The sequence below is a fragment of the Flavobacteriales bacterium genome (assembly GCA_016716605.1).
Taxonomy (GTDB): domain Bacteria; phylum Bacteroidota; class Bacteroidia; order Flavobacteriales_F; family PHOS-HE28; genus PHOS-HE28.
This window is the reverse complement of record JADJWA010000001.1, coordinates 2,371,724-2,384,199: the sequence shown is the minus strand read 5'-3', so window position 1 is coordinate 2,384,199 and position 12,476 is coordinate 2,371,724. Positions and strand designations below refer to the sequence as shown.

Sequence of the window (12,476 nt, the reverse complement as noted above, 5' to 3'; positions counted from 1 at the left end):
GGTCAGTGCTTTACGAATCGCTCGCGTGCTGTTGTTCCGTTGGTGAATTCAGCGATCAGCAAATAAGCCCCGCTGGTGAGTTCCTTCACTTCGATGCCACCGTTGCTCGCGCGCAGGTTCGCTTGTTTCACCATGCGGCCATCGGTGGCAAGGATGCTGACCCGCTCGATCATCCGAGCACTGGAAATCGAGAGCTGATCGCTCACAGGTACCGGTGCAAGCATGAGCCCGCTTCCATGCTGCTCCGTCACGCTTGTGGAGAACTCCGCCACCAGCACGCTCGGCTCGGTGATCACCGGCGGGTTGAAATCGAAATAGATGTTGGCGATGTTCTCGATCACGATGCCGGGCGATAGCGGTTGCACGGGTCGGATCCGGAACGATACCAGTCCATGCGACGCCGCCTCATTCACATTGCTGTCCGGAAGCAGGATATCAGTGAAGGTCCACTCCACCACACGGCCCGGCATGAATGCCACATCGAAGGCATGCGAGGCCGTGCCCTGATGAAAACTCGCCATGTCGAATTCCGCAGCGAGCGTATCGGTGATCACCACGGTGAAGGCCGTATCGGTGCCGGTGTTCTGGAAGCGGATCGTGTAGTCGATCCATTCATCCTGATCCAGGTAGTACAGCGCATCGCTCCAACCCGAGCTTGTGCGCGCGGTCTTGTCATTGGGGTCATAGCTGCCCGTCACCACCTGCGTGATACCGATGGCATTGTTCGAGAGGTCGTTGTCCGCGAGGGCACAAGCAGCCGTGATGGAAGAAGCGAGCACGGTGCCGAGGGCTGTGGCCACAGGCACATCGTACTGCACCCAGATGCCAAGCTGAGCGAAGGCCGTGAGCTGAGGCAGATCCCATGTGAGGGTACTGCCAGCGACGGAGGTCGGGGTAGGCGAAGCCGATAGGTAATTGAGCACTGGATCATGGTTGAGCACTACCTGCACCGCACCGCTGAGCTTCGCGCTGAGATTCCTTACGGTTAACTGGTGGGTCGTTGTGAAACCCGGCCGTGCCACACCACCACCCGCGTATAGGGCGATGTCAAGGGGCAGCGTGCTGCTATCAGCCAGTTGGATCACCGAGGCGTTGGAATTCACGGCAAAGGGTATCGGCTGCGGCAATGGGCACAGCGGCACGATGCCAGGTGCTGTATGCTCCAGCGTATAGTTGCCGTTGGGCAGCGCGAACAAGAACTCGCCATTCCCTCCGGTGAGCACCCACTCATCCACTGGCTGGATGTTGAGCACCTGATAAGGCATTCGGATCTCGCCCGCACCCGGCTGGCAGTCCTGATCGTCATCGAGGAAGTTCGTCCCACTCACTGTGCCGCAGGGCACGGTCAGCACAGGAACGGTGAACGGCACAACGGCCGGACAGGCGCCGTACCAGTCCATGCGGAGCTCGTAATCGCCAGCGAGCAGACCCTGCACCTGGATCGTCTGTGGCGCGTTCCACGGATAGGTCGGCGCGGCCACCTGGTTCCCATTCCGGAAGATCCTCATCGTAGGCGGCACCCATGGCATCTGTTGGCAGTGGATCTCGACACGGCCGTTGGCACCGCCCGCGCACGCGCCATGCACCGCTGCAATGCTTGGCACGCTGTCCACGCCGATGATGGTGTGCGAGCCGGAGCCAGTGCATCCGAGCGCGTCGGAGTATGTGTAGGACACCGTTTCGCCCAAACAGAAGCCGCCGTAAATGGGCATGAGGTCCTGGGTCATGCCCACCCATGAGATGTTGCTTGACGCGTTCCAATCAATCGTAATGGGGGGCGTGCCACCGAACAGTTCCAGCGGCATGGCCATTTGGCCGTTGCATTGGCCTGCGCAAGCGCCGCCCCAGATCATACCGCCCATGCCATCCGGAAGCGGGTAGTACTGTCCTCCCTCCTGATAGGGCAGGAACCCATAGCTCTGTACGGTCACTTGCTCACTCGCCTGTGCGCCCAGGTCGTCCGTGACCGTAAGGGTATAGGTGCCCCCCGGCACGTCCATCAGATCCTCCGAGGTGGCACCGTTGGACCAGGAGAACGAATACGGCTCCACTCCTCCGCCCACCTGAACATCCACCCGGCCATTGCTGTTGCCGCAGGTTTCAGGGATCACGGTATTCACTTGTACGAACATCGCATGCCCACCAAGGAAGGTGAGCATCGCGAAAACGACCGGGAAGAGGCGCATGATCATTGTTTGATGAAGCGTTCGTGAGCGATGCTCCCATTATCCAAGATGGCAACGAGGAAGAACGAACCTGCCCGAAGTCCTGAGACATCGATCGTCCCGCTGGTCGTTCGCATTCTGCGGCGCAGAACCTCTCTTCCGTCGGCTGCGATGATGGTGATCATATAGATGGTCCCATCCGAAGAGATCCACAGCTGGTCGTTCGCTGGATTCGGCAGCAGGCGAATGGCTTCAAGTGACTGCCGCTGCGTTCCCGTACTGAACTCCGCCGTTAGCACGCTCGGCTCGGTGATCACCGGCGGGTTGAAGTCGAAGTAGATGTTCGCTATGTTGATGATCTCCGTGCCGGGTAGCAAGGGAAGGTGCGGCCTGATCCGGAACGACACGAAGCCGTGACTGGCTGTTTCGTTCGCATTGCTGTCTGGCAGCAGGATGTTCGGGAAGATGAACTTCAATACCCCCTGCCCCACCAGGCTGCGCATCACATTGTGCGATGCGGCTCCCCAGATGATGGACGCGGGATCAAGCGTTGTCGGCAACGTGTCCGTGATGATGACGGTAAAGGCCGTGTCGTTCCCGGTGTTCTGGAAGCGGATGGTGTAGTCGATGAACTCGTCCACATCGATGTAGTAGAGCTCATCGCTGTAGCGTGAGCTCGTATTGGCCTGCTTGTCGTTCGGATCGAAGCTGGCAGTGATCGTTACCGCATGCCCGACTGCATTGTTCGCAGGAACGGCATCGGTGTTCGCTGTGGAAACGGTGACCGTGCTGTTCAGAACGGTGCCGATCAGGCCTACATCAGGCGGCACTTGGAAGCGAACCTGGATGCTACGCTCCACAAAGGCGCCCAACGAAGCCTGGTTCCAGGTGATCGTGTTCCCCACTACGCTGCTTGGTGCGGGAGTGGAAATAAGGAATGCGACCGCAGGATCGAAGGTCATGACGGTACTCGTTGCACCGCTTGCTGCTGGTGTGAGGTTGGTCGTGCCGATCGTGTAACGCAACTCGAAGCCCGGTCTAGCCGGACCGCTCGCCATCATCACCTGCACGTCCATGGTTACCAAGGCAGTGTCCGCGATGTTCAAGGTCTGTGTGCCGGTCACGTTCACCGGCGCAGGTGGCGCCGGGCAATGCTGCGCGATGTCGGCAGCGATCTGCTGCACGGAGTAAGGCCCACTCGGCAGGTTGATGCTGTATGCACCGTTGCCATTCGCTGTGGTGTAATAAGGACCGGGTTGGAACTCGAGCAGCGCACCAGGGACGCGCGTTTCTGAACCCGCAGCGCCCATCACGCAATCCTCGTTGTAGTCCATATACACCGTGCCATTCACATTACCGCAACCAAGGCCCAGATCGGGGATCGTCACCATCACCGAATCCCCGCAGCCTCCGCCGGGCATCCATCCGGAGAACGGGGCGAAGTTGGCAACCTGCGTCAACCAGTAATCCCCAGCTGCAAGTCCTGTCCAGGTCTGAACGAGGTCGTTCGCCTCGGTTGCGAAATGTCCGTACGTACCTCCACCCGTACCGACGATCGTTCCATTCGGGCCGAAGAGCGTCCCCGCACCATCGGTCAGTTGATGCCACGTCCGTGCATAGGTCGGACTATGTTGCAATACGGCCAGTAAAGACCCGTTGGCCCCACCAGCACATGCACCTTGAATATCAAGTATCACTGGTGTGGTCCAGGTAGGCTGCCCCAGCCTGTATCCGCTACTAAGCACACCCGCACATCCGTTCGCATCCATGAACTGCAGTTCGATGGGGTTGTAACCATACGGGCCGGTGTAGTACGCGGAGTAAATGGGTTCACCCATATAAATGCCCGTGAAATACGGTGTGCTGAATGTGACGGCGCCATTCGGCACTCCGCCGAAGAGCAAGTAGCCGCCGTACGGATCACCAGGGCACAGACTACCACCGCTGGTGGCCACTATTTGGTACCCCCCAGAGGTCACGGTATGGTTGGCGGTGGCCTCGTCGCTCTGGCTGTCCGTCACGGTCACGGAGATCGGGCCTGCACTCAGTCCGATCACGGACGCCGTGGTGGCTCCCGTGCTCCAGAGGTAGGTGTATGGCGGCACTCCTCCGCTCACGTTTGCTTGCGCGGCTCCATCGGCATACGAACAATTCTCGTGCGCAGTGATCTGGATGTTCACAATGATCGCCTGCAACTGAACAACACCGATCATGAACATGCTCGCAAGCAAACCACGCAGGACCTTGGCTGGAGGGGTCGGTATCATTGTTCTCAAGGTTTGATGATCGTGGTCGTCCATCGCTTATCGGTCACCAAGATGACCTCCAACACGTAGAGGCCGGCGGAAAGGTCAGTCACCTCCAGACGCGCTGAGCTACCAACTACATTGATAGTCCGCAACATGCGGCCGTCCACTGCGCGCAATCGGATCTCCTTGATCACATCGGTCGTACCCATTCCGCCCACGGTGAGGTGATCTGTAGCTGGGTTCGGGAACACGTAGAGTCCTGGTGTTGCTCTATTCGGCTCAACTTCGGTACTGTACTCCGCCATCAACACGCTCGGCTCGGTGATCACTGGCGGGTTGAAGTCGAAGAAGATGTTGGCGGTGTTCTCGATCACGGTGCCCGGCGCGATGGGCAGGTGCGGACGAATGCGGAAAGAGACGTATCCGTGACTGCGCGGCTCATTCACGTTGCTATCGGGCAGCTGGATGTTGTAGAAAGCCCATCGCAGCACCCGGCCATCGCGGATGGAGAGTGAGTTGGGATGCGATGACGCGCCGACCACGAGGGTGGCCAGGTCCAGCTCAGGCGGCACCGTGTCCGTGATCACCACATTGAAGGCGGTATCCGTGCCCGTGTTCTGGAAGCGGATGGTGTAGTCGATCCATTCATCCACATCGATGTAGAATAGCTCGTCGCTCCATGCGCTGCTGGTGCGCGCCGTCTTGTCGTTCGGGTCGTAGCTGCCGGTGATGGTGGTGATGAGCGATGCGCTGTTGTTCGCTGGCACAGCATCGGCATTGCCAGTGGCGAAGCTGCCGCCGAAGAGCAGGTCTGTGCCCAGCAGGATGATGTCCGGCGGCACTTGGAAGCGCATGTGGACCACGCGCTCCTGGAATGAGCTGAAGGCAGGGATGCTCCAGGTGATGGTATTGCCGACCACATTGCCCGCAGGGGTGGACGAGATGTAGCCCAGCAATGGGTCGAAGGTCACCGTGAGCGTGCTGCTCCCCGTGCTGGCCAGCGTGAGGTTGGTCATGCGCGCGGTGCATGCGAGCTCGAAGCCCGGCCGTGCGGCACCGCTGGCCATGCTGATGGCCGCATCCATCGGTACCAGTGCCGTGTCGGGTATGTTCACCGTGACCGGGGCCTGGCTGCCCGCGAGGGTGAATGGGATCGGCGCGCCACTGCAATGCACATCCAGGATGGCGCTCTGCTGCTCGATCGTGTACGCGCCATTCGGCAGGTTCACGCTGTAGCCATTGCTATTGCTCAGCACGTACGTCGGCCCCGGCAGGATCTCGAGCACCACGCCAGGCACGATAGGCTCATTCCCTTGGCGCGCGCAGTCCTCGTTGTTGTCCATGAAGGGCGCGCCCCGGACGTTCGCGCAGCCATTGCCCAGATCCGGGATGGTGAATGGCGTGGTCTGCTGGCAGCCGCTGCTCACCAGGAAGTCCGATTCACTCATGAACTGCGTGAGGAAGTAATCGCCAGGAGGGAGCAAGGCATAGGTGTTCGTGTACGTCTGGCTGCCTGCCCCGAAAGTGGCGATATGGTTGAAGTTGAAGTCCTGGATCTTCACCTGCGTGGATTGGCTATGCCCCTCCAAGCCTGTTTGGAAAGTGATTGACCCATTGCTCCCATTGGCGCAAGCGCCTTCAATGTCGAGAATGGTGAGGTCCGGCCACTCGACCGGATAGCCGATGTACTCGTAAAGCGTGCCCGAGCATCCGCCCCCATCGGTGAAGGTGTAGTTCAAGCCTGTTCCGTACTGTCCCGCAGCCGACCACGTGCCTACATAGAATGTATCCAGCGGCAAGGAGCCGAAGAAGTCGTAATAGATGTACTCCTGCAGCATCTGGCCATTGACGGTATAGGGCAAGGGACCCATGTATGGCTCTCCCCACGTGTCAATGCCCGGTCCATCAACCACCACACCAGTGATCGCATTGCAGAGCCCCTCCGGGCCGCCATTCCCAAGATCGGTTAGGGCGTAAGGCTGCCCAACCAGATCGATGTTCGCGGTCGCCTGATCGCTCAGCGCGTCGGTCACCGTGACCGAGTACGAGCCCGGGGTGACACCACTGATGGTGGCGGTAGTTTCACCCGTGCTCCACATATAGGTGTATGGGCCCACGCCCCCAGTGGCCCATGCCAGCAACTGCCCACTGGGGTAATTGCAGGTAGGATAGGTCTGCACGGAGATGTTCGCTGTAATGGCCAGGGCATCCAATGACGCCAAGAGCAGGGCGAGGTGGAGCAGGAAGATTCCGCGTAAGAGTGCTTTCATTGAGTTTGGCTTTGCCCACAGCGGGCCGTGAGCATGCTTGGCAGACGCCTGCTTTTAATTTGGATGCCTAAACCTAGCAAAGTCCTTTGAACAGCAGCCCGTTACCTTCGCGCGCCACGAACACCTGCGCCGGAACAATTGCCTCCTGCGCCTGCCCCTGCCGCCTTGAGTTCCCCTCGCACCGTCGCCTTCCACACCCTGGGCTGCAAGCTCAACTTCAGCGAGACCAGCACCCTGGCACGGTCGCTGGATGAGGCAGGCTATGCGCGCGTGAAAGTGGAAGAGCGCCCCGATGTCTTCGTTCTCAACACTTGCAGCGTCACCGAGAATGCCGATAAAGAATGCCGCCAATGGGTGCGGCGCTTCCAGCGGATCAATCCCGAGGCCTTCATCGCCGTTGTGGGCTGCTACGCCCAACTGAAGCCGACCGAGATCGCCGCCATCCCGGGCGTCAACCTCGTGCTCGGCGCGAATGAGAAGTTCGATCTGGCCGCGCACATCGACCGGCGTCTGTCATCAGCCGAAGCCGGTCATCGCGAGCCGTTAGGCGAAGCGATCTTCTCACCCATTAAGGACACACGCAAGTTCATCCCCTCCTACAATTCAGGTGACCGCTCCCGTACTTTCCTCAAGGTGCAGGACGGCTGCGACTACTTCTGCTCCTTCTGCACCATCCCACTCGCCCGCGGCCGAAGCCGCAGTGGCACCATCGCGGAGGTGGTGGCCATTGCTGAGAAGATTGCGGCAACCGGCGTGAAGGAGATCGTGCTCACGGGCGTGAACACCGGCGATTTCGGACGTGGCCATGGCGAAGACTTCCTCGGGCTCATCGAAGCGCTTGACCAGGTGGAAGGAATCGCCCGCTTCCGCATCAGCAGCATCGAGCCCAACCTGTGCAGCGATTCCGTCATCGGCTTCGTAGCGGAGAGCGAGCGCTTCATGCCGCATTTCCACATGCCCTTGCAGAGCGGAAGCGACGTGATCCTGGAGCGCATGCGCCGCCGCTACGACACCGCCCTCTATGCCGATCGCGTCGCGCGCATCAAGTCCCTCCTCCCCCACGCCTGCATCGGCGCCGATGTGATCACCGGTACGCCCGGCGAAACGGATGAGGAGTTCCTGAAGACCCACGCCTTCATCCGCGCGCAGGCCATCGACTACCTGCACGTGTTCACCTACAGCGAACGTGCCAACACCACCGCCGTGCGCATGGACGACATCGTGCCAATGGAGACCCGGCGGGAGCGCACCAAGCAGCTGCGCATCCTCGGAAGCAAGCTTCAGCGCGCGCATTACGAGCGCCATGTGGGCAGCGTGCGCAACGTGCTCTTCGAGGCGGAAGAGGTCGATGGCCGCATGCTCGGCTACACCGACAACTACCTGCGCGTGACGATGCCATACAGAGCATCCATGGCGAACAACGTCGTTCCGATGAAGCTCATCCGCTTCGATGGCGATGGCCATGTTGAAGGCGAGGCAGTCAGTTGGGGCTCAACCCACAACCTGCTCAACCTCCAACCCTCAACCAGCATCTGACCTGATGTACCCCACCCTGTACCACGCCTTCTTCGACCTCTTCGGCGTCGATCTCCCCTTCCTGCGCCCGCTCAACAGCTTCGGCTTCTTCGTGGCCGTGGCCTTCATCTTCGCTAGTTGGACCCTGGGCCTGGAACTGCGGCGCATGGCCGGCCTCGGCTTGCTGAAGCCGACCACGCGCACGGTCACCATCGGCAAGCCAGCCACCATCGGCGAACTCGTCGGCCAGGGCCTGTTCGGCTTCCTCCTCGGCTGGAAAGGCCTCTACTTCATCGGCAACGCCTCGGAGGTGCTCGCCGACTTCCCGGGCTTCCTGCTCAGCGGCCAAGGCAGTTTCATCGGCGGCATCGTAGTGGGGGCGCTGCTGGCCTGGCTCCGCTGGCGCGCGAAGGAGAAAGCGAAGCTCGCCGAGCCGCGCACCGAGCAAGTGCTGGTGCAGCCGCAGGACCACGCGGGCAACATCACCATGACCGCAGCCATCTGGGGATTCATCGGCGCCAAGCTCTTCCATTGGCTCGAGTATCCGGATCAATTCATCTCGTTCCTCACCGATCCCGCCGGCGATGATATCATCACCGGGCTCACCATGTACGGCGGGCTCATCGTGGCAGGGGCGATGGTGATCCGCTACTTCCGCAGGAACGGCATCCCTGCGTGGAGCGGAACCGATGCCGCAGCCCCCGGAGTGATGCTCGCATACGCCATTGGCCGCATCGGCTGCCAGGTGAGCGGCGATGGCGACTGGGGCGTGGCCAACACGAACCCCGCTCCCTCGTGGATGCCCTCGTGGCTGTGGAGCTACGACTATCCGAACAACGTGAATGCGGTCACGGGACCGCAGCGCGGCGGATACGAGGGCGTGCCGATCACCGACGGCACCTGTTTCGAGGGCTATTGCACGCATCTGGAACCGGGCGTTTATCCCACGCCGCTCTACGAGACCATCATGTGCCTGCTCCTCTTCGGCGTGCTGTGGGGCCTGCGCAAACGGTTGAAACCAGCGGGCAGCATCTTCTTCCTCTTCCTTTTCCTCAACGGCCTCGAGCGCTTCTTCATTGAGAAGATCAGGGTGAACGAACCGGTGCTGGGCAGCATCACCCAGGCGGAGATCATCTCCTCCGCGCTGATGGTCGCCGGGATCGCAGGGCTCATCTGGCTGCGACGCCGGAACACAACCACAGCCGCATCCTGAGCCCTTGGCTCGAATAGCCTCATCAGAACACAGACAACCACGAGAATGGACCTTCGAAAGCTCACGGACCAGGTCGCGGCGCTCAGCGTTGATGTCGCTTCGTTCATCCGCAGTGAATCGGGCAAGCTCACCGAGGCACGGGTGAGCGCCAAGAGCGCCAACAACCTCGTGACCCATGTGGACCATGTGAGCGAGGACCGGCTGGTAGAAGGGCTGGAGAAGCTCGTTCCCGATGCAGGCTTCATCGCCGAAGAAGGGAGCGGCGAGCAGGCTGAGCGATTCAACTGGGTGATCGACCCGCTCGATGGCACCACCAACTTCGTGCATGGCGTGCCGTGCTATTGCATCAGCATCGCCTTGCTCGATGGCACCGAGCCCCTGCTGGGCGTGGTGCACGAGGTCACGCGCGATGAGCGCTTCACGGCCTGGCGCGGCGGCGGGGCCTATCTCAACGGCCTGCCGATCCGCGTGAGCGAGCGCAGCACCTTGCAGGACAGCCTGCTCGCCACCGGCTTCCCATACGACGACTTCGGCCATGAGCAGGAGTACATGGATCTGCTGCGGGAGCTGATGCACCGCACGCGCGGCATCCGCCGCTTAGGCAGCGCAGCCGCCGATCTCGCCTACGTGGCCTGCGGCCGTTTCGAGGCCTTCTATGAGTATGGCCTCAATAGCTGGGATGTGGCTGCTGGCGTGCTGCTGGTGCGCGAGGCTGGCGGCAAGGTCACCGGATTCCGCCCCAGCAAGGATCCAGTATTCGACGAGGAGATCCTGGCCAGCAACAGCGCCATCCACAACGAATTGCTGGAGGTGATCGAGCGCAACTGGCAGCGGCAGGATTGAACGCAGGCCACAGCGGCTGTTCAACGGGGCGCCTTCACCCCAGCGTGAACCGCAGCCCGAGGAACCAGCGTCGTCCCTGCAGGGGCGCGTAGATGTACGCCGTATCGAAGCTGTAACCGTTGGGATTGTCCACCGGGTCGTTGGCGCTGGCATCGAAGGGGTCATGGGGGCGCATCAGCGGGTCGCGCGGCACGAAATCGAACAGGTTCTTCACCCCGCCATAGAATTCGAGCCCATCGCCCAGCACCTTCTTCACTTGCACGTTGGCGATGGCATGGGTCGGGCTGTATTCCGGCCGATAATCGTCAGGCAGCACGGGCAAGCGCATCGGGCCGTACCACTGGCCGGTGAGATCGATCGTGAAGCGCTTCGGCAGGTTCATGCCCGCCGAGAAGGTGCCCGACCAATCCGGCGCGAAGACCTGATCGACCCGCATCACCGCCCGATCCGCATCCCTGACCTCATTGTAAACATCCATGTACGTGATGCCTGCCATGAACTGGAACCACTTGCCGATGCGGGCTTCGGCGGTGAGCGCCGCGCCTTGGGATACCCCATGACCATCGAGGTTGGCGTAGAGGATGCGGTCGGGGTCGGTATCGTAATCGGGCACGATGCGGTTGCTGAACCATGTGTAGAAAACCTGCCCATCGAGGCTGAGTGCATTTCGCTCTCCGGTCCACCTGCGCACCACGTTGAGCGTGCCATTGAGCGAACGCTCAGGCCGGAGCTCCTCCGTAATGAGCACCTCGCGCGCGCCGGTGAGGGCGGCGTGGTCCTCGGTGAAGAGGTTCACCACGCGGAATCCGGTGCCGAAGCTGCCACGCACCGCCCACCGCCCGCTCGGCGCGAACTTGTAGGCTAGGCGTGGCGAATGCACGAGCCCATGCACACGATCGTGGTCGATGCGATATCCGAGCAGCAGGGTCTGCGCATCGGCGAAGCGCCATTCGTCCTGCAGGAAGAGGCCTGGCAATGGCGAACGTTGCGGCAATGGGGTCGCTGGCGTGCCATCGTCATAGTAGGTGAAGCGGTACGCCGCTCCGGCGGTCAAATCATGCTGTGCGCCGATGCGCTGCTGCCAGTACGCCTGCCCGAATAGGATGCGCTGATCAGCGGTGTAGCGCGTGGTGCCGTAGTAGCTGTCCTGGAAGTGCCGGTTGAAGCTCAACTGTGCGAGCACCTTCGGCTTGATGGGCAGCTGATACTGCCCGATCAGCTCCACGCGATCGGTGAGGATGCTCTCGCCGTAGATGCTGTCGCCTCCTTGGAAGGCGGGCGTCCAATCCATCTGTCCGCCCCAGCGGTCCTCGCGCACGTATCGCGCAGCTACGCTCGCCACGCGTCGTTCCGGCCTGCGGAGATTCAACTTATTGAATAGGCTGAGGCGCTTGCTGAGGGCGAGGTCGGTGAAGCCGTCCCCATTCTCATCGCGCGGGTCATCGTACCAGAAGGCATTCACGCCGAAGAGGTTGTTCAAGCGGCCTTCGGCTCTGCCCGATCGCACGCCGGCATCAACGTTCACCTCATTCCAGCCGGTGGTGAACGCATCGGCCGTGAGCCGAGGCGCCAGCGCAGGGTCCTTGGTGATAACATTGATGATGCCGCCCATGGCCTCGCTGCCGTAGAGCGCCGAGCCCGGTCCTTTCATCACCTCCACGCGCTCGATCAATCCCAGCGGGATGCCGCTCAGCCCATACACGGTGCTCAGTCCGCTCACGATGGGCATGCCATCGATGAGCACCATGGTGTAGGGCCCTTCCATGCCGTTGATATGGATGTCGCCGGTGTTGCACACGCTGCAATTGATCTGCGGCCGCACGCCGTTCACCATGCCGATCGCATCGAAGAGCGCGGGCGATGGATTGCGCCGGAAGAGCTTCGGCGTGATCACCTCGATCGGCACCGGGCTCTCGCTGCGGCTCACTTCCTTCATCGTTCCCGTGACCACCACCTCGTCAAGCTCATTGCTCGTCGCGGCCAAGGTGATCGTGCCCCCATCAAGCGTTCCGTTACCCAGGGTGAAGGCCTTCGCCGTTCGGGCGTGGCCGACGGCAGAGAAGATCAGCCGCACGCTTCCGCATGGCATATCGCTCAACTCGAATCGGCCATCGGCGCCCGCCGCTGTCCCGCGCGAGGTCCCTTCCACCGCCACGCTCGCGAAAGGCAAGGGTCCTTCTGCCGAGCGAACGGCGCCCCTCACCCCGCATTGGCCAAGGGC

At 61.3% G+C, this 12,476-nt stretch carries 6 protein-coding genes and 1 pseudogene; 3 read left to right on the top strand and 4 right to left on the bottom strand.

Annotated features, from left to right (window positions below; translation table 11 throughout):
• Positions 1 to 2: 2 nt before the first annotated feature.
• From IPM12_09505 to IPM12_09495, 3 genes are read right to left on the bottom strand one after another with little or no spacing between them, the layout of a single operon-like run.
• Positions 3 to 2,186: a hypothetical protein gene (locus IPM12_09505; protein MBK9148034.1), complete on the bottom strand. Its 2,184-nt coding sequence runs from the start codon at positions 2,184 to 2,186 to the stop codon at positions 3 to 5.
• A 2-nt stretch (positions 2,187 to 2,188) separates the two neighbouring features.
• Positions 2,189 to 4,432 (bottom strand): T9SS type A sorting domain-containing protein, encoded by a 2,244-nt coding sequence (locus tag IPM12_09500; protein ID MBK9148033.1) that lies wholly within the window; start codon positions 4,430 to 4,432, stop codon positions 2,189 to 2,191.
• Between the two features lie 5 nt (positions 4,433 to 4,437).
• Positions 4,438 to 6,684, bottom strand: coding sequence for a hypothetical protein (locus tag IPM12_09495; GenBank protein ID MBK9148032.1), 2,247 nt, complete (start codon positions 6,682 to 6,684; stop codon positions 4,438 to 4,440).
• A 165-nt stretch (positions 6,685 to 6,849) separates the two neighbouring features.
• Here IPM12_09495 and mtaB point away from each other — a divergent pair, with 165 nt between their 5' ends.
• Genes mtaB through IPM12_09480 form a run of 3 tightly spaced genes read left to right on the top strand, consistent with a single transcriptional unit; the run spans position 6,850 to position 10,255 of the window.
• On the top strand, positions 6,850 to 8,220 hold the full coding sequence (gene mtaB, locus IPM12_09490) for a tRNA (N(6)-L-threonylcarbamoyladenosine(37)-C(2))-methylthiotransferase MtaB (protein MBK9148031.1): 1,371 nt from the start codon (positions 6,850 to 6,852) through the stop codon (positions 8,218 to 8,220).
• Positions 8,221 to 8,224: 4 nt separating this feature from the next.
• Positions 8,225 to 9,412 (top strand): prolipoprotein diacylglyceryl transferase, encoded by a 1,188-nt coding sequence (locus tag IPM12_09485; protein MBK9148030.1) that lies wholly within the window; start codon positions 8,225 to 8,227, stop codon positions 9,410 to 9,412.
• A 45-nt stretch (positions 9,413 to 9,457) separates the two neighbouring features.
• On the top strand, positions 9,458 to 10,255 hold the full coding sequence (locus IPM12_09480) for an inositol monophosphatase (protein MBK9148029.1): 798 nt from the start codon (positions 9,458 to 9,460) through the stop codon (positions 10,253 to 10,255).
• A gap of 34 nt (positions 10,256 to 10,289) precedes the next feature.
• On the opposite strand, the pseudogene IPM12_09475 reads toward IPM12_09480, so the two are convergent.
• A pseudogene (locus IPM12_09475) lies at positions 10,290 to 12,419 on the bottom strand (TonB-dependent receptor).
• Positions 12,420 to 12,476: the final 57 nt, after the last annotated feature.

What these genes read in the sequence shown, in the direction of transcription:
- IPM12_09505 (MBK9148034.1), bottom strand. Translation starts at nt 2,186, where the DNA reads ATGCGCCTCTTCCCGGTCGTTTTCGCGATGCTCACCTTCCTTGGTGGG.
- IPM12_09500 (MBK9148033.1), bottom strand. Translation starts at nt 4,432, where the DNA reads ATGATACCGACCCCTCCAGCCAAGGTCCTGCGTGGTTTGCTTGCGAGC.
- IPM12_09495 (MBK9148032.1), bottom strand. Translation starts at nt 6,684, where the DNA reads ATGAAAGCACTCTTACGCGGAATCTTCCTGCTCCACCTCGCCCTGCTC.
- IPM12_09485 (MBK9148030.1), top strand. Translation starts at nt 8,225, where the DNA reads ATGTACCCCACCCTGTACCACGCCTTCTTCGACCTCTTCGGCGTCGAT.
- IPM12_09480 (MBK9148029.1), top strand. Translation starts at nt 9,458, where the DNA reads ATGGACCTTCGAAAGCTCACGGACCAGGTCGCGGCGCTCAGCGTTGAT.